Below are 17,091 nucleotides of genomic sequence, written 5' to 3'. Positions count from 1 at the left end.
TGTTTTTTTGTTTTGGTATGAAAAAGCAGCTAAGATTTCTCTCTTAACTGCTTTTTTACTATCAAAATAAAGATAACCAGTTATAACTATCTAATAATTAAAAGCCTTCTTTTTCACCTTTAACAATTCCTTCACCGACTTTTTCATGATTGTCAAAAACGATAAATTTCGTATTTGGTTCTTTAATATCAAATTTCACACTTGATAATGGTAAAAAAGAAAATATGCATTCATATTCATTAGGACCTATTTTTTTTGAGCTTTCGATGAGAATGCAAATATCATTTGAAATAGGTATATCGTTATCTTTAATAAAACATATCGGAACAATGTTGTAGTATGATAGTATTTTTCTAGGATTAATTTTGATGATATCGTACATAGTGATAATCGATACATATTTTTTTATCATAAATTTATCTGTATCGTCCATTCGTTCATACGGAATGAATAAATAGCAACTCACATAAAAAGACAAAAAAAACACTACAATAAAAGGCAAAAAGTTAAATGGCACAACGAACATGCATAGTATCATTAGCCCGACCGATAACTTTTGTGCTTTGCATGCTTTGCTATCGTCGCAATATGTATAATTATGCCCGCAACAGTCACATTTTTTTTTCGTTGAACTATACGTACTCAACATAAACACATCATTTCCACACCAGGGACATTTATGTTTTTTTATCTTGAAAAGATTTTTCATGTTTATCCTCCAAATGAATAATAAACAATCTCCCCATTCCTATATATATATTCTGCAACAGTAGTATAAGCTGGAAAATGGCAGTTTCTACTATTGCATTCACATTTCCATCCTCTGTTTATAGTTACATATTTATCGCCTATTTGAGGTATATCTCTATTCGAATATACATCACCGCTCTGAACTATTGCAGTTATTGTCAAAATAATATTTTTGGAAAGGTCAACATAATTGTTAGAAAAAGGGTAGACACCATAAAGTGTATAATACGTATTCCATAATGATTCATCAGTACTGATTCTTCCGTCTGCTGAGTTTTGGGCAGCAGTCAAAGCTGAACTAATGACAGGATGGTTAAAACCAATTATAGCTATCATAACAGAACCAATAAACGGTATGGTTTTATATTGGTTTATGTATCGATATATATTAGTTTCATCAATTGTTTCAATGTTACACTGGCAGTGGCGCTTCTGTGATAGAGAACCATTCCTATAATAATATACATTATCCAAATTTACAGAAGCTAAAACTTCAGAATAATAATTATTATTATCATCACAATAATCGTATTTGCTACGATATTCTCTTTTAGAACGTATTTTTTCTATTTCAACAATGAATATAGAACTATTATAAAAATTTTTAGCATCAGCTATAGAAACATCGCCTTTTGCAGTATAGTCTATAAACTCTTTGTTAAATTCGTTATATAGTGATTGAACTCTTAAATAATCATCTTCTGATAAAATTTCTTTGTCTTGATAGATTGGAGATTTTACTTTGAAATCGCAATCTTCACATAATAAGTATTCACCATCTATTCTATTGAATTTATGATTTCTAACATCATAATAGCTCTCATCAATAACAGGATTAGATTTCATTACAAAATAGTATTGTTTGTCTATTTTCCACCTGATTTGCGGATCTATTTCGATTCCATCATTTTTCCCATCACCATCAGTATCTAACTTTGTAGGATCACAACCGTGAATTATACTACCATTCTGAATTCTGATTCCAACAGTTTCAATAACATCAAACAGTCCATCTTTGTCGTTATCAGTCTGATCAAAATCATTTGATATTCCAATCATTGTATATATTTTCAATAGTTCATCTGCAGTATAGGCCTTGGTAAATTTTCCGTTAGTATACGAAGATATTTCATTAAGTGTGTAGTCATCACTATTTCCAAGACCAATGGTGTGTATTTTAATATGAGCATCTGCAGCAGCTTTTTTATATCTTCAGATAAACTTGAACCACCGTCAGAAAGTAATATAATATTTTTTCGTGTACTTCCTGATGAGTTTTGCAACAGCTCTGTTGCGGTTTCTATAGCGTTATTGAAGTTTGTTCCGCCACTATGATAAAAGCTTTTTGTAGCTTCTAATAACTTATCTTTATTATCAGTTAATTCAACCTCTACAGTAGTATTGTCATCAAAAGTAATTATCGCAGCTTTATCATCTGAATCCATAGTGTTTATGAAATTTTTAACTGCTTCAGCACGTTTACAATTATTATTGTCTATATAATCGTTATTATACATACTTCCAGAACAATCAATCGCTAAAACAGAATAACATTTAGATTGTTCATAATTTGAAGAAGTATAGTTTAATTCTTTATTCCATGCTTTTAACCAAGACTCTTTATCAACAATCATATACTTACTAAAATGAGTTGTTTCTATGCTAACTGAACTATTATTAAAATCATATGTTGTCTCAAGTTCTTCAAATTTGTAATCTGATTCATTGTACCACAAAAACATGATATCTTCAAAATCTACATCTTTAAGTAATGCTTTATCAATTTCAAAAGTTAATGTAGCAGATTCAAAATTTGATGTTGTTTCTATGGAAAATGGTTCGCCCAATAATCCTTCTACACCTGCACATATTGAATCTGATTCAGAAATGTCCTCAACAACTGTAGTTTTGTTTATATTACCTGTACATTCAGAAGCGATTGAAACTTTAGTAATTACACTTTCTTCATTATTATTAATAAATGTAAATGACTGATTGAATTTTTCATCACCATCTAAAATACCATTTCCATTAGAATCAGGATTATTTATGTCTGTACCTAAAGTTACTTCATCGTCATCATCTAGCCCATCATTATCAGTATCTTTTAAACAAGGAGAAGAATTGTAGTTCATTACTTCTTCGCCATCGAGGAGAGTATCTTCATCTGAATCAAGTATCCATGGATTAGTTTCTGATATGTATTCATAAATATTGTTTAATCCGTCGTTATCAAAATCCTCGTTTCCGTCATCAATATCATTATGATCAGTATCAACAATCAGTGGATCTGTAAGTGTTGTATATTTTTCATAACCATCTGGTAATCCGTCAGCATCAGTGTCAGGGTTCAAAGGGTTTGTACCAATTTGTTTCTCTATTATGTCAGGTAATTTGTCTTCATCAGTATCATCTAAATACTGATACTCTTCGACAGGGACATATATAGGTTCTGTCGTATCGCCAATAAATTCAAGTAATTCATTGTTTGCATTTGCGTTGACGCTTGGACAATTCATAATTATTTTGTTTGCAATTATAACCACATTGTTCAAATTGAGGTTGTTTGCCGTGATTTCAACTGTTCCAAATGGAGCATATATCAAGCCGTTTAAACTAACATTCTGACTATCAATTATTATGTCTCCATATTTAGGGAAACGCTGATTTAATCGACGTTAGTATTGACAAATTGTCGTATATATGATATAATGTAGTTAATAAAATATATTATGCGAGGTATTTTGATATGAACGGACAGTTAAGTTTCAGCGATATGGAATATTCCCTTAGAAAGCGTCAGGGAAAAAAAGAAGCGTTTCTTAATAGAATGGAAGAGATAATTCCATGGGATTCATGGATTCAGATAATCGCTCCTTACTATCCGTCAGGTAATCATGGCAGACCTGTAAAAGGTATCGAGACCATGCTTAGAATGTATCTTCTTCAGGATTGGTTCAATCTATCAGATGAAGGTGTCGAAGATGCTATTTATGATAGCTATGCAATGAGAAAATTCATGAAAATAAATTTTATGCATGAACAAGTTCCGGATGCAACAACATTACTGAAGTTTCGACATCTTCTTGAAGAACATAATATCGGCGACGCTATTTTCAAGGACGTTAATGATCGACTTGAAAAGGCAGGACTTATCATGCATGGTGGTACAATTGTTGACGCAACAATAATTGCAGCACCAAGTTCAACAAAGAATGCCAAGGGAGAACGTGATCCTGAAATGCATCAGACTAAGAAAGGCAATCAGTGGTATCATGGAATGAAGGTACATGCTGGAGTAGATGCTGGAACAGGATATGTGCATACAATAACCGGAACAGCGGCAAATGTGCATGATTCCACTGAAGCATCTAAGCTTATTCGCAATGATGATGAAATAATGTACGGCGATTCTGGTTATCTTGGTGTTCCGGCACAGAATGCCATAAAACAGGATGAGCATCATAAAAACATGAAGTTTGAAATCAATAAAAGACCGTCAAGTTTAAAAACCTCAGATGACTATAACGGTATTAACTGGGATAAAAAGATGGAGCATGATAAGTCATCAGTAAGATGCAAAGTGGAACATGCTTTCCTCATTGTAAAGAATACATTTGGATACTCAAAAGTAGCATACAAAGGAATAAAAAAGAACATGAATAGATTCAATTTTCTATTCGCATCAGCAAATTTGCTGATGTGTTCTCGTGCAGGAAGAACTGCAGAATTTTGCAAGGGGTAAGTGTACCCTAATGCGGATTAATTCCGCAAAAAATAATAAAAAAATGAGGTAAATGCTCGAATAGCGATTCGCATTTCAATATTATTCCAATATTACAAGGATATTTTATTATATCACGACTTATTCAGCGTTTCCCTAGAAAACACCAATGCGTTATTAGAGTTTTTAACTTCTCCATTAAGCATTATGTCATCAATCGATTTCAAAGCATTGTTAATGTTTATATTGCCTGTTAAATCGGTTTTACCTTTTACACTAATAGGACTATTTATATCAATATTTATTGAATTTAAGGCATAGTCATCGCTATAAGTTTTTGTCTCTGTACTAAAATACCTTGTTTCAATTTTATTAAACATATAAATCATGTCTACATTTGCATTTTCTTTATTTATTCCGTTCACATTAAAATTTCGTCCATGAACGACAGAACCGTTTGTAGCCATATTTCCGTTAATACAAAAATTCTCTGCATTAATTGTTAATGCACCATTACTTTCTGACCCTGCAAAAAGTGTATATTGAAATTTCTCATTTTCAGCATTACTAATCGGAAAATTTCCAATCAATGAAAACATGAGTGAAAACGAAGTAATAGTGGAAATAATTCGTTTGATTTTTTTCATAAGACACCTCTCATTTTAATAATATGAATTTATAATATCATATTAATTGATATAAGTAAATACTCGCTACAGATATTTGTGTAGTAACATAATATATTACATATAAAAACAAATAATATGTGTGTTTAGTTCAATTAAGCATAAGTAAATTTAAGAAGAATTGTAAATACACAATCAAACTCATTATCTTAAATGCTCCACAAAGTAATATTTCAACTCAGATATAGCGAGTAAAATTTCTTGTTCAAATATACTTAAACGTCCATAGCGCTGGAGCAACATCGTGCTGTGAACGTTTTTTATCTGCAAATTAATATCAAATTTTATTTTCAATAATAATACATATCAAAAACGCGCCATTCAAATTTTCAGAATTGAAAATTTGAATTTAAACCGAACCGGAGCAAAACTTCGGTTCAACCTTTTCTGCGGCATGCCTGACCACAGTTCATTTATCATTTTCACACATAAACCACAAACCGCTCTCCAGTTTTGTACCGGAGAGCGGTCTGCGTTAAGGTATGAAAATTTGGGGGAAAATTTCATAGTTTGCAGTGAACGAGGAATTTACCTGCGTTCACTGCGAAAAAGAGGTATAATGATGAAAAATATATGAATATCTATCTGATGATTATCACCAGTTTCTTCCCGGACGGCCGCCCTGTCCTCCCGGACCGCCAGGCTGCATGCCGCCGGATGATGCAGCTGCTGTGATCTGTGTGCCGCCGCTTGCTGTTCCGCCGAGAGTTACATTACCGCCGCAGACAGCTGTTCCGCCGGATACTGTACCGCCTGTCCATGCAGTTGAGTTTGTACAGTTCTGTCCCGGATTTCCTGAAGCACCGTAGAATGATGCGATCACGTTGCCGGAAGCATCCTTGAATGAGTAAACTGTCTTCAGGTTTGTATTGCCGGCAGTCATCGTGATAACGCTTGCGCCGTTGTACTTAATGGAGTAGCTGCCGCCGTCGCCGCAGTCAAGAGGCTCCTGACCGTTTACATATACAAATCCGCCGTTAAGATTTATGTTTCCGTTCGAGTCAAGTGCGTCATGGTCTCCGCTTGCGGAATTTACGACAACAAGACCGCCGTTTACATTAAGCGTACCGGTAGATCCGCTGCCGAATCCTCCACCGCCCCACGGACCCTGAGCAGTGTTTCCGGAACCGTCGTTTCCGCCTGCGGCATTGTAGCCGTCATCGCCGGAAACCACGTAAACTGTACCTGAGTTCTGGTTGATAGTTACGCCTTCAACACCCTCGTAGCACTTTGAAACAAAGATCTGCACATCGTCATACTTACCTGAATCCTTTGTTCCGATGGTAAGTTCATGATCCGAATGGAACGCGTCATCAGCAGTTGCTATCGTGAAGACGCCGCCTGTGAGAGTCATGCTGCCGCCGCAGTGGAGAGCATCGTCGGAAGAATCCACAGTAACAGTACCTCCGCTTATGATGATGTCGCCGCCCGACTGCCATGCAGTGCCTGCTTCGTCATATATACCGACTGCCTTGATACCCTTTGCAGAAATGTCTGTCTTGTTGGCATTGCCGTCCATTCCCATGCCGCCTCTGCCGCCCCACGGATTAGTGTTTCCGCCTGTCTGCGATCCGGAAGCAGTGTATGTGCTGCCTTCATATGTCTTAACTGTAAGGTCACCGCCGTTCATGGTGAAAGTCTGCTCAGCCTGTATTCCGTCAGCATATGAAGTTACATTTACTGTACCGCCGTTGATGATGACCTTGCCTTTGCCTTCTTCAGAACCGTTTGTAGCTCTGATTCCGTCACCCCCCGTGCTGTTTACAGTAACGACAAGATCTGTGAATTCAGTATCATCGGAGTCACCGATCTTAACGCTGTCCTTGCCCCTGATACCGTCATCCACTGCATTTACTGTAACCGTACCGTTGAAGATCTTCACTGAATCTTTGCCTACGATACCGTCTGTGCAGTTACCGTTTACTGTAAGGCTGCCCTTTCCCTTGATCTTAAGGTCATCCTTTGAATAGATGGCACCGCTTGATCCGTCGGCATTGGTATATTCCTTACTGTCCGAAATTACGTTTTCGGTACCCTTCTTAAGCTTTATCACACACTCATCAGCAACCGATGCCACATAAACAGGTGATGTAGTCTTCGATGTGATCTCTGCGCCTTCAAGTGAAAGTTCAACAACGCCTTCCGGATATGCTGTCTTGTCAACGTCAACGATGATCTGACCGTCATCAAGTTTACCGCTTATTGCATATGTACCAGGCTCACTTATTGTAATTATACTTCCTTCGACCTTAACTCCGCTTCCTTCTGCAGCAGCTGAAGCACCTTTAAGTGTTATGGTCTTTGTTTCTCCGGCCGGATCTGCAGAAGGTTCAGCACCTGGTTCTGGCGCCGGATCTGTTCCGTCGCCCCTGAGCTTTCCTGTTAAAAGTACAGCATCGATGATATTTACTTTTCCGTCACTGTTTAAGTCAGCGTTTTCCTTAACGATCTTAACGTCATTGCCTAAAAGGTATTTTGTCATTGCCAGAAGATCGGATGAGTTTACGCTCTCGTCGCCGTTCACATCACCTGATACCGCTTCTGTCTTCGCCTCTTCGGATGCGTTTGCTTCTGTTCCGTAAAATGCGGCACCTGTGTAGGATCCTGCAATAACAAGTGAAAGTATACCGCTTAAAATTGTTCTTGTATTCTTCTGTCTGTTCATTAGCCTAACCTCTTTCCAGTACATTACTTCATACGTATCATGTTCTGCCCGGCAAAAGATCCGAACCGGATCTTTGTCGCCGTGCGCCCGTCAAAAAAAGAACGATCCGTTTTTTCAATTTGTATCTTGCTGTTATGTTGCCGTTTTTTGCTGAATTTCTTTTTACAGCATCATTATAGCTTCGGTTTATGTCTTTTTTGTTTCTTAAAAGTTAAAGCCAGCAGAAATCTGTGTGAAAACAAATTTCATTTATGAAAACGATTAATACTATTTTAATGTTTATTCTTTTTGAAAAGCTGGACTTATCATATTTTGCGGTTTTTACGTCATATTTTGCCGAATTTCTTAAGAAAAAAAACACAATCAGGTTCATGTTTGTGTCTTTTTTGAGTCTTTGATGTTAAATATTACAGAAATCTGCGTGAAATATCATTTCATTTATGATTTTTGCCAGTATTATAATAGTATATATCCGCAAATAATCTTAAAAGCTTTAAGATTATTTTAAGATATATATTCTAAAATATAATTGTCAAAAGGGAACGGGATTCCGGGATTACAACGATTACAACATTTTACAGGATAAGGATGTGATTCTATGGCAATCAGTACTTTCAAGAGGCAGGAGATCAAATTCATTCTGGACGAAAATCAGTTTCATGCTCTCAGCTCCGTTTTAGGTGAGTACATGAACTTCGATGAATACTGCGTAGGAGGTAAAGAATACGGCATCTACAATGTATATTATGATACACCGGACAACTACCTTATACGTGAATCTCTTGAAAAGCCATACTACAAGGAAAAGATCAGACTCCGCAGCTACGCATCACCCGCAAAGGATGACGATATGGTATTCCTTGAGATCAAGAAGAAGATCGGCGGAATCGTAACCAAGAGAAGGATATCACTCACGCTCGGACAGGCAAATGCATTCCTTCTTGAAGGAAAACTTCCGGAATTAACTACAACAGGCTCAAAAGCTTACATTCAGCATCAGGTGCTCAACGAACTCGTTGTATTCCTGAAGAACTATCCGGTTGAGCCTAAACAGTATATCAGCTACCAGAGATCAGCTTACTTCGGAAAAGACGACAGCAGTTTCCGTCTTACTTTCGACCGTGCAATCACTCAGAGAAGATTCGACGTAAGCCTCGACAAGCCGAACTACGGTGTTCAGCTTCTTGCTCCGGGTCAGTATCTCATGGAGATCAAGATCGGTGCTTCAATGCCAATGTGGCTTTCTGAAAAACTCGCAGAGCTCGGAATCTACAAAACAAGTTTCTCAAAATACGGACGTGCTTTCAAAGCATTTGTAACAGAAACTCACTAAAGCTTTACTCCGGAAAGCTCTGCCTGCAGAAAAATGATCCGCCGGACCTCAGCTTTCCATAATACTGAAAGGATAAATTACAATGTTCAATTCTATATTTCTCGAATCAGAGCTTGCTCTGAACACATTTCTCATGGCTACACTGAGCGCAGTTGCAGCCGGATTCATAATCAGTCTCATCTACCTTATAACAAATAAAAAGGAAGGCTACTCACAGAGCTATGTATGGACCATCATCATGCTCCCTCCTATCGTAGCCATCGTAATTGCAACCATCGGAAACAACGTGGCAAGCTCACTCAGTCTTGCGGGTGCATTCACTCTGGTACGATTCAGAAGTGCCCCTGGTGATCCGAAGCAGATCGCTTACGTATTCTACGCAACAGCAACAGGTCTTATCTGCGGTCTCGGATATATCGGATACGCATTTATCTTCCTTGCTATCATCGCTGCTATCATCACAATTCTTCACAAGACAAAGTTCGGTGCTCCGGCAACAAGCAGCATGACACTCAAGATCTCCATTCCGGAAAACCTCAACTACGTAGGTCTCTTCGACAATGTACTCAGCAAGTACTCAACCGACTGGAGACTCAAGAGAGTAAAGACTACTGAATTCGGTACACTCTTTGAACTCATCTACAGCATTGAAATGAACAACAGTGCCAACCAGAAGGCTTTCATCGATGAGATCAGAACTCTCAACGGAAATCTCAATGTCACACTTGTTCTTTACAAGTATGATGACAAGGTATACGCATAAACAATTTTCATCTCCTTAAAATATTCCGGATCCCGGTCAGAAGCTGACAAATGCTGACCGGGATCTTTGTATATGCATTATGCACAATAGACAAATTGGTTATAGAATTTTTTTTATGAAAATGCACTTGTAATGTTCTCTGTTATGTTATATAATATACACATCAGTTGTTTTTGCTTTTTTATTCGTAAACAGCAAAGGTCTGAAGAGTTATGAAAGGACGGGGTAAATATGATGGACATTAATGTAGCATCTGATCTATCAGGGGAAGAAATCAGAATCGTAGAAAAAATCATGAATTACGTTGAAACACACAAAAAGCATCTTGTACTCGACGGTGCCGAAAAAGAAACTTACAGGTATGAAGACGGAACTATTGCTGTTGAATACCATCTCGGAAAACTTGACTTTGTCATCTCACTCGGTATGAAAGACAAAGACTTTACTTTCCTTGATCTCAACGGATTTACAGGTTTTACTGATTCATTTGAAGAATTTGCCGAAATGGCAGCATAAAAATAACAACAGAAATTTTTTTCATAACAAACATTATAAACAGGCAGGCAGTGTCCGTAACAGACACTGCCTGCTTTGTTTATGGAAACGCTGATTTATTCATAAATCAGCGCGTTGCTCCTGGGGGCGAAGCCCGCAAATGCCACCTCCGGAAATCCGGCGGAGCCGGATTTCCGGTTTAATCAGTGTTTTCCTTAACTGTAAAACCAAAAATTGCGAACTGCCTATTGATTATTGCGAAATTAGATGATATAATAAATTTAATGATTGTGTAAAGTTTTTGTGGAACATATCTATAATTGTGAAATTGCAAGAAATTGCGGCCGGCTTAACTACCGGTCAGAAAATGGTAAGGCATGAATTACGTGCTTTACTGATCGTTTTAGGAAAGAAGGGTTTGTATGTGTAAAAAATTATGGCGAAGCCTTGCCCTGACGACAGCGGTATGTATGGCTTCACAGGCAGGATTCACTGGCGCAGAACTTTTATCATCATCAGAAACCTCCGCTGCGGAAATCGTATTCCAGAATGCTGAAGCAGCAAGTACCGGTAAATCCGGTGATGCAGCGATCATCCGCGGTGAGAACGCTTCTGTAGTAAAGGACAGTGAAAACGGAACAAATGTCCTCGACCTTAAGGGAGGAGCATTCGGAGCTTCATGGCTCGAACTTCCCGATGTATTTAAGGACGGATGCAAAGACGGATTCACCATAGCAATGAAATTCAGTCTTTATCCGGGATCTGAAGACTACACAAGACTGTATCAGTTCGCACCCGCTCCGTTCGGAACCGGTGTTACTCCGAGCTATTCATCGCCTGATCTGTCGGTAGATCTGAATAAACACGACCAGTACCGCTGCAGTGTTTTTGCCGGTAAGGGAACAACTACTGAAAACGACAATAAGCACCGGGCTATCTTCAATGTAGATGCAAAACCCGATTCAGATACATGGCACGACCTCTGCGTAACATATTCGGCCAGTGCCATGAACTTCTACCTCGACGGAAAGGAAATCGACAAAGTCGATGCGAAATATCTTACCGAAACACTCGGAAGCCTTTTCGGTGACGGACTGATCGGATCATACAAGTACAACTCGATCGGACATTCACTCTACACGGACAACGACATAAAGGCAAAAGTAGATGATGTGGCTTTCTACGATTACGCACTCTCCGCCTCCGAAGCAGCTTCCCTTCCTGACAATGCAAAATACCTCTATACATTTGAACCGGAAACACTTAAGGAAGGAAAAGTAAGCACAGACGCTGAAACCTCAGTAACTTTTGACGGCACACAGCTTAAAAGCCTTCCTGAACTCCAGACAGTTTCACCGGACGGAACACTTACGACGAAACTCTGGACGGACTCACGCGGAAGTTTCTACTACTCGGTACACAAGAAAAGCGGCGGCGTGACAGGAACGGTTATCGAGCCTTCAAAGCTCGGTCTTGTCACAACCACTGAAGATCTTTCGAACGGACTCGCACTTCAGGCATCTTCAACGTCCACGTTCGACGAAACATATTCAATGCCTTACGGCAAACACGCAGAAATAAGGAACCACTACAACGAAATAAGCATACCGCTTAAAAAAGGTGATTCCGTTCTTACGGTAATTTTCAGAGTATACGATGACGGTGTAGGCTTCCGTTACGCCTTAAATCACGGAGCCACTGTCAAGGACGAAACAAGCCAGGTTGTATTCCCGACAAACGGAACCCTGTGGGGCAACGGTCCTAACGCCACCTACGAATGGAACTTTACCGAATTTGGCATGGACAAGGTAAACAGCGCCTGGGCAGACTACTCACTGCCTCTTACGGGCAATTTCAATAACAAGTACTGGGTTCTCGTTTCCGAAGCGAATGTTTTCAACGAGTCAGATCCGTACTGCGCAGGCTGCCTCAGCACATCCGGCGGCTCACGTGCGATAAAGTGGAAGTTCGGCGTTAAGACAAAGTCAGTAACAATGAACAACGCTTTCCACACACCGTGGCGTGCAATGGTAGTCGCAGATAACTTAAACGACATGTCATCAAGTGACCTCATACTCAACCTCAACCCGCCTTCAGTTCTGGAAGATGAAAGCTGGATAAAGCCGGGCAAGAGCGCATGGTCATGGTGGTCAAGCGGCGGTGACTCCCCTGTTGAATATCACACCCAGAAAGACTACGTTGACTTTGCAGCAGCAAACGGATGGGATTTTGTCTGCCTCGACTTCGGCTGGGCACTGTGGGATGACAGTGAAGCAAAGGTACGTGAGATATGTGAATATGCAGATAAGAAAGGCATCGGCATCTATCTCTGGTACGGCGTAAACAACACAGGCCACAGCGGATACAGGGACAGCAAGGGAAATCCGGCTTATCCTTACTACTCACTGCTCGACGAAGCTACCATAAAGCGTGAATTCGAACGCATAAGCGGTCTCGGCGTAAAGGGTGTCAAGGTGGACTACTACGAAAGCGACACCAAGGAGACCATGAAACAGATGTATCTGTGCATGGACATAGCTGCAAAGAACAAACTCATGGTGCTCTTCCACGGCTGCACACTCCCGCGCGGTGAAAGCAGAACCTATCCGAACGTGGTTTCATATGAAGCGGTAAACGGCGCCGAATACTACAAGTGGTTCGACAGCCCGTCACTTGAAAACCGCATCTCATACACATTCACACGAAATGTTGTAGGCTCAGCAGACTTCACACCTACAGGTCTCCCGATACCGGGCATAAAGGCAACTGCAGGATTTGCACTTGCCGACCTCGTAACAATAGAATCAGGCATCCAGCACTACGCACACTCGGTATTCAGATATCCGGGCACAACAGCTCTTGCACTGATGAACGACGTTCCGGTCACCTGGGACGATCTTAAAGTACTTGACGGCAGACCGATGCAGTTCAACGTAACTGCAAGAAGAAGCGGCGGAGACTGGTACATCGGTGCTTCAACAATAAAAAGCCGTGATGTTGAAATAAACTTAGGCGACCTTATCACAGACGACGGCACATACAAGGCATATATCTTCTCGGACAACAATGACGGTTCAGACCTGAAGGTAACTGTTCTTGATGATGTCACAAAGGCCAGCACAATAAAGCAGAGCCTCCTTCCGAACGGCGGATGCGTCATCAAGATAACGAAGACCGGAATGAAACTGACAACGCCTTACTCCGAATACAAATTCTACGAAGCCGAACAGGCTAAGCTCTCAGGAAGCGCAAAAAACCGAAACCGGAAAGAACGGACGCTACAGCTCCGGCTTCCAGTATGTCGGCTACATCGGCAAGGGCGGCGCGGTTACCTTCGATAACGTTGAGGCGTCCGAAGCCGGTGATTACACCCTTTACATCTACTACATCTCAGGCGAGTACCGTGATCTTGACGTTACAGTAAACGGCGGCCAGACCACAACACTCAAAGGCCTCTACGCAAACAGAAACGACTGGACCGGTCTTGCGGGAGCAAGCACAACTGTTAAACTGAACGCCGGAAAGAACTCCATTAAACTCAGCAACGACAGAGGAAACGGTCCGTCGATCGACCGTATCGCCATCGTAAAGAAGGGCGGCGAAAATGCATCCGACGAAGTCATCGGAGACGTAAACCTCGACGGAACAGTAAACACCGCAGACTTTGCCGCAATGGTAAACATCATGCTGAGTACCGGCCAGTTCTCAAAACAGCAGAAAGCGGCAGCCGACTTCAACGGCGACGGAAACGTAAACATCATCGATCTTTTAAGTCTCAAGAAGATACTTGCATGATGTTCTGAACTGACAGTGTGAGATAAACAAAAGCCATAACACTAACGGAAGCAACCCTTAGTGTTATGGCTTTTATATGTTCTTATCCGAAGATCACTTATCCTTCTTTATCTGTCTTCTCACATCCTGACAGAACAAACCGCACTCTGTGCAGTACCACACAAGTTTTCCGTACCTGTACACCGGGATATTCAGCTGTAAATTCCACTCCGGATACTGCTTGAATATCTGCACGCTGCTGTCCGTCAGAAATGCCACAAATGAAATGTAATGCTCCTTTGTCATGGAATGATCCGATGAAATATACCACTCACCGCCGGTATCCTCTACGCTCAGCATCTCACTTTCATCAGCCTTCTTCGGCACCAGAGCCTCAAGTCTGCTGCCGCAGCATGTTACCGACGCTTCAGATGTTGACGTTATGATATTTCCGCATTTCTTACACACATAAAATTTAAGATTTTTCATTTTACCCTTCTCGCTTTCATTTTTATTTATCTCTCCGGAAAGCAGGACCCGAACATCTGTACCGAATACCTCTGCAAGAGAAGCAAGCAGAGATACATCCGGACAGCCGTTTCCGCACTCCCACTTTGAAACCGCCTTGTCGCTGACATTTATCATCTCCGCAAGCTGTTTCTGAGTAAGTCCCTTTTCCGTTCTGAAATATTTTATCAGTTCACCTGTTTTTTTTCTGATCCATTTTACACCACCTCACTGTGTTTCGTCCGGCTCCTGTTTCCATTATATCCGACGCACACATTCCCGTCAATCCACGTACCGTAGACTGATGCGTACCAGTCAGATGGTAAAGTCCGGAGCAGTCAGAAAAAACAAGTTCCGGCATGAATTTTAACATCGATATTGACATTGTAACATAGTCAATGTTATAATAATAAAAACTATGTTATAAAGAAGGTGGACACATGATAAATTTTATAAATGAAGTGCTGAACGCCAAAATCGAATCTCAGAAATATATTCTTTCATCAAAATTCCCGCTGTATCTTAAACATGCCTACTCATACACAGAAACTGTTATAATCGGATGCCGGTGTTTATGCGTTACCCCTGCGGAGTTCTCTCTCGCATCGTATAAAAAACAGAGCCGGCTCATTTCAGAACTGTCCGGTATGCCTGTAATTCTGCTCATGAACAGCATTACTCCATACCAGAGAAAAGCACTGATAAGAGATAATATCCCGTTCATCATTAAAGACACACAGATTTTCCTTCCTTTTCTTGCAGTATATCTTACAGAAAAATACAGCAAATCTGCTGAACCAGAAAAATTCAGTCCTGTAACACAGTTCGTATTTCTTTATATTTTTTATAACCAGGCAAAACTAACTATAACAGAACTTGCTGAAAAAACAGGATATACTCCTATGTCCATAAGCCGCGCCTACTCATCGCTCGTAAACTGCGCACTATTTGATTATCATACAGAAGGAAGAAAAAAATATCTGATTCCGAATTACAAGACTGATGAAATTCTTGATCAGGCTGAAAAATACATGATAAATCCGGTTTCAAAAAAATACTGTTACATGAAACAGAATGAATATGCAGGATTATTAAAATCAGGATTGTCTGCTCTCAGTGAAAAATCAATGTTAGCAATAAACGATAACGATATCTGTTACGCAGCTGATAATCATTATCCATTGATCAGCGACTATATCGTTTTACCTGAAGATATCGACCCCGGAAACAACATATGTCTAGAAAAATGGTGCTATGATCCGAAATTACTGAGCACCGGTGACTGCGTGGATGACATATCGCTGATACTGTCGCTGAAAAATTCTGAAGACGAACGCGTACAGATATCATTAGACGAATTAAGGAGTAAATATAAATGGTAAACGGAATTGATAAATTCAGGGACAAATTCAAAGGCTTTGAAGATATGTACACTCTTATCGGAGGCGCTGCATGCGGTCTTGTACTTAACGACGCTGGTCTGGATTTCAGATCTACCAAAGACCTTGACATTGTCCTCATAATTGAAGCACTTGATAAAAAATTCGGAAAAGCTTTCTGGGAATTTGTCGAGGAAGGCGGATATCAGGCCAGAGAACGAAACAGCGGAGAACCGGAATTTTATAGGTTCCACAAGCCGTCAAATCCCGATTATCCCAAAGAAATCGAACTGTTTTCTAGAAAAAGCAATGTTATAAATTATTCAGAAAACAGCAGACTGATGCCAATTCATATTTCCGATGAAATATCCAGTTTATCTGCGATCCTTTTAAACGATGAATACTACGACTTTCTGAAAACCGGAACAGTACTTATAAACGGAATACAAGTTTTAAATTACACTCATATCATCCCATTTAAAGCGAAAGCATGGCTGGACCTTAAAGATCGCAAAAATCAGGGTGAATCTGTTGACAGCAAAAATATCGATAAGCACAAACGCGATATATTCCGACTGGCTCAGATCATATCAGAAAATGATAAAGTTCAGCTTTCTCCTGAAATATATAATGATATGACTAAGTTCATTGAGCAAATTGAAGACGAACCTATAGATCTTAAAAATTTAAAAATAAATATCAGCAAAGCTGAACTGCTTAATACAATAAAAAAAGTTTATAGTCCGGATTTGTCAAATAAATCGGTTCCGTAAGAGGTACGAAGTACGTGAAGAACCAGTGATTCAGCAAACAGGTTGTTTGGGCTGCAAAGCAGCACATTATCAATAGCAGCAGGTGCCTTGAAAAGGTGCCTGCTACCTTTTCAGGTGATTGACCCCTCCGAAAAAAGGTGATTATTTTTTATTTGACAAACATCAACATTACATTTATACTTATATAGTATGATTGTGTATCTGAGTTATCCTTATACCATCGATAGAACATATACCGGAGG

At 39.8% G+C, this 17,091-nt stretch carries 14 protein-coding genes; 8 read left to right on the top strand and 6 right to left on the bottom strand.

The annotated features are described in order from the left end of the window. Positions 1-97: 97 nt before the first annotated feature. From CC97_RS15775 to CC97_RS15765, 3 genes are read right to left on the bottom strand one after another with little or no spacing between them, the layout of a single operon-like run. The gene (locus tag CC97_RS15775; RefSeq protein WP_044976124.1) at positions 98-709 is read right to left on the bottom strand and encodes a hypothetical protein; all 612 of its coding nucleotides are present in this window, start codon (positions 707-709) and stop codon (positions 98-100) included. Between the two features lie 2 nt (positions 710-711). Next, positions 712-1,824 carry a hypothetical protein gene (locus tag CC97_RS15770; RefSeq protein ID WP_044976122.1) on the bottom strand — a complete coding sequence of 371 codons (1,113 nt, stop codon included), beginning with the start codon at positions 1,822-1,824 and terminating at the stop codon, positions 712-714. Then, positions 1,821-3,356 (bottom strand): VWA domain-containing protein, encoded by a 1,536-nt coding sequence (locus CC97_RS15765; protein WP_156036946.1) that lies wholly within the window; start codon positions 3,354-3,356, stop codon positions 1,821-1,823. The genes CC97_RS15770 and CC97_RS15765 overlap by 4 nt, the downstream gene beginning before the upstream one ends. Before the next feature lie 143 nt (positions 3,357-3,499). On the opposite strand from CC97_RS15765, the gene CC97_RS15760 reads away from it, so the two are divergent. Then, complete coding sequence (locus CC97_RS15760) at positions 3,500-4,495, top strand: IS5 family transposase (protein WP_044973980.1); 996 nt, start codon at positions 3,500-3,502, stop codon at positions 4,493-4,495. A 113-nt stretch (positions 4,496-4,608) separates the two neighbouring features. Here the strand turns inward: CC97_RS15760 and CC97_RS15755 are convergent, their stop codons facing one another. Continuing rightward, positions 4,609-5,121 (bottom strand): hypothetical protein, encoded by a 513-nt coding sequence (locus tag CC97_RS15755; protein WP_044976118.1) that lies wholly within the window; start codon positions 5,119-5,121, stop codon positions 4,609-4,611. Between the two features lie 634 nt (positions 5,122-5,755). Then, positions 5,756-7,825 carry a carbohydrate-binding domain-containing protein gene (locus tag CC97_RS15750; RefSeq protein WP_049962970.1) on the bottom strand — a complete coding sequence of 690 codons (2,070 nt, stop codon included), beginning with the start codon at positions 7,823-7,825 and terminating at the stop codon, positions 5,756-5,758. Between the two features lie 598 nt (positions 7,826-8,423). Between CC97_RS15750 and CC97_RS15745 the strand changes: the two genes are divergently transcribed. The 5 genes from CC97_RS15745 to CC97_RS21610 all read left to right on the top strand — a co-directional run bounded on the left by CC97_RS15745 (position 8,424) and on the right by CC97_RS21610 (position 14,211). Then, complete coding sequence (locus tag CC97_RS15745; RefSeq protein WP_044976116.1) at positions 8,424-9,158, top strand: polyphosphate polymerase domain-containing protein; 735 nt, start codon at positions 8,424-8,426, stop codon at positions 9,156-9,158. Positions 9,159-9,240: 82 nt separating this feature from the next. Further along, complete coding sequence (locus CC97_RS15740) at positions 9,241-9,921, top strand: DUF4956 domain-containing protein (RefSeq protein WP_044976114.1); 681 nt, start codon at positions 9,241-9,243, stop codon at positions 9,919-9,921. A 231-nt stretch (positions 9,922-10,152) separates the two neighbouring features. Then, entirely contained in the window at positions 10,153-10,437 is a 285-nt protein-coding gene (locus tag CC97_RS15735) for a hypothetical protein (protein ID WP_156036945.1), read from the top strand. Positions 10,438-10,838: 401 nt separating this feature from the next. Next, positions 10,839-13,757 carry a glycoside hydrolase family 97 catalytic domain-containing protein gene (locus CC97_RS15730; protein ID WP_081850155.1) on the top strand — a complete coding sequence of 973 codons (2,919 nt, stop codon included), beginning with the start codon at positions 10,839-10,841 and terminating at the stop codon, positions 13,755-13,757. Next, positions 13,726-14,211, top strand: coding sequence for a dockerin type I domain-containing protein (locus CC97_RS21610; RefSeq protein ID WP_347493879.1), 486 nt, complete (start codon positions 13,726-13,728; stop codon positions 14,209-14,211). The genes CC97_RS15730 and CC97_RS21610 overlap by 32 nt, the downstream gene beginning before the upstream one ends. Positions 14,212-14,304: 93 nt before the next feature. Here CC97_RS21610 and CC97_RS15725 read toward each other — a convergent pair whose 3' ends face one another. Further along, a complete protein-coding gene (locus CC97_RS15725; RefSeq protein ID WP_242848180.1) occupies positions 14,305-14,835 on the bottom strand; it encodes a helix-turn-helix transcriptional regulator in 531 nt (176 codons plus the stop codon). A gap of 302 nt (positions 14,836-15,137) precedes the next feature. Here CC97_RS15725 and CC97_RS15720 point away from each other — a divergent pair, with 302 nt between their 5' ends. Together CC97_RS15720 and CC97_RS15715 are read left to right on the top strand one after the other, a co-directional pair. Then, positions 15,138-16,079 carry a hypothetical protein gene (locus CC97_RS15720; protein ID WP_044976107.1) on the top strand — a complete coding sequence of 314 codons (942 nt, stop codon included), beginning with the start codon at positions 15,138-15,140 and terminating at the stop codon, positions 16,077-16,079. After that, positions 16,073-16,849: a hypothetical protein gene (locus tag CC97_RS15715; protein WP_044976105.1), complete on the top strand. Its 777-nt coding sequence runs from the start codon at positions 16,073-16,075 to the stop codon at positions 16,847-16,849. Before CC97_RS15720 ends, CC97_RS15715 begins: the two co-directional genes overlap by 7 nt. Positions 16,850-17,091: the final 242 nt, after the last annotated feature.

This window comes from Ruminococcus sp. HUN007, assembly GCF_000712055.1.
In the GTDB taxonomy this organism is placed as follows: domain Bacteria; phylum Bacillota; class Clostridia; order Oscillospirales; family Ruminococcaceae; genus HUN007.
Note: the sequence above shows the minus strand (reverse complement) of the source record. Positions and strands in the feature narration are given on the sequence as shown.

Bases quoted from the DNA above. Each gene is read 5' to 3' on its own strand.
- CC97_RS15745 (WP_044976116.1), top strand. From the start codon at position 8,424: ATGGCAATCAGTACTTTCAAGAGGCAGGAGATCAAATTCATTCTGGAC.
- CC97_RS15735 (WP_156036945.1), top strand. From the start codon at position 10,153: ATGATGGACATTAATGTAGCATCTGATCTATCAGGGGAAGAAATCAGA.
- CC97_RS15755 (WP_044976118.1), bottom strand. From the start codon at position 5,121: ATGAAAAAAATCAAACGAATTATTTCCACTATTACTTCGTTTTCACTC.
- CC97_RS15740 (WP_044976114.1), top strand. From the start codon at position 9,241: ATGTTCAATTCTATATTTCTCGAATCAGAGCTTGCTCTGAACACATTT.
- CC97_RS15750 (WP_049962970.1), bottom strand. From the start codon at position 7,825: ATGAACAGACAGAAGAATACAAGAACAATTTTAAGCGGTATACTTTCA.
- CC97_RS15715 (WP_044976105.1), top strand. From the start codon at position 16,073: ATGGTAAACGGAATTGATAAATTCAGGGACAAATTCAAAGGCTTTGAA.
- CC97_RS15775 (WP_044976124.1), bottom strand. From the start codon at position 709: ATGAAAAATCTTTTCAAGATAAAAAAACATAAATGTCCCTGGTGTGGA.
- CC97_RS15730 (WP_081850155.1), top strand. From the start codon at position 10,839: ATGTGTAAAAAATTATGGCGAAGCCTTGCCCTGACGACAGCGGTATGT.
- CC97_RS15760 (WP_044973980.1), top strand. From the start codon at position 3,500: ATGAACGGACAGTTAAGTTTCAGCGATATGGAATATTCCCTTAGAAAG.
- CC97_RS15725 (WP_242848180.1), bottom strand. From the start codon at position 14,835: ATGATAAATGTCAGCGACAAGGCGGTTTCAAAGTGGGAGTGCGGAAAC.
- CC97_RS15720 (WP_044976107.1), top strand. From the start codon at position 15,138: ATGATAAATTTTATAAATGAAGTGCTGAACGCCAAAATCGAATCTCAG.